Origin of the sequence: Fulvivirga aurantia (assembly GCF_009711475.1) — a bacterium.
GTDB classification, from domain to species: domain Bacteria; phylum Bacteroidota; class Bacteroidia; order Cytophagales; family Cyclobacteriaceae; genus Fulvivirga; species Fulvivirga aurantia.
Map to the genome: position 1 here is coordinate 14,557 of NZ_SMMD01000904.1, position 830 is coordinate 15,386.

1 pseudogene is annotated in these 830 nt (G+C 37.7%); it reads right to left on the reverse strand.

The window, feature by feature from the left end:
• Positions 1 to 15: 15 nt before the first annotated feature.
• Positions 16 to 830: pseudogene (locus E1176_RS20770) on the reverse strand (TonB-dependent receptor); the annotation flags it as partial.

Here is an 830-nt window from a genome sequence, read left to right on the forward strand (position 1 = left end):
TTAATTTTTATGTTTTTAAAACTTGTAGCCGAAGCTCAAGCTAAATGTTCTGCCAGGGTTCAAGCTGGTGAAAAATTGTTCGCTAGCTCCAAATGAGTCATAAACCTCTTCTCGTTTATCACCAAGGATGTTGTTTACCTTAAATCCTAGAGAGATATTTTCGCTAGGTCCAAAAGTCTTATTAGCATTAAAGTTAAGGCTATGGAAAGGTACTGAGTAAATATCAGGCCTGTCAACAATACTTACAAATTGTAAGGTTCTGCCCTGAACATTATAGTACATACCTGCCTGAAAACCACTTTCAAAGCTATTGTAAGAAATACCAGCGTTAACGATATAAGGAGCCTGACCGGCCATGTCTCTTGTGTCGTCTATTGATTGTCCTTCACGTGCATTTTCCTGTCTTGAAAGAAATTCAGTTGAGCTCATTTCAATTTTAGAATCAGTGATAGTAACGTTACCGTTAATAGAGAATTGGTTAAGCGCAGGGCTAATAAAGCCTAGTGATTGTCTTAACTCTACCTCACCACCTATTACTTGTCCATCACCTACGTTTCTCGGTTGGAAACTACCTGTAGCTGAAGCAAATTGAACCATTTCAATTGGCGCATCAAAAGTTTTGTAGAAAGCACTAAATGCTATTGTCTGACCTCTTTTTTGAAATAACTCCCATCTTAAATCAAAATTGTTGATTGAAGTTGATTGTAAGTCTCCATCCCAGTATACAATATCATTAGCTTGATCTTCATCTTTGAAGAATCCACCGATGAAAGTTCTACCAGTGATAGGGTCTAAGATCTCTGCGTAAGAAGCCTCTTTAAATGAAGGCC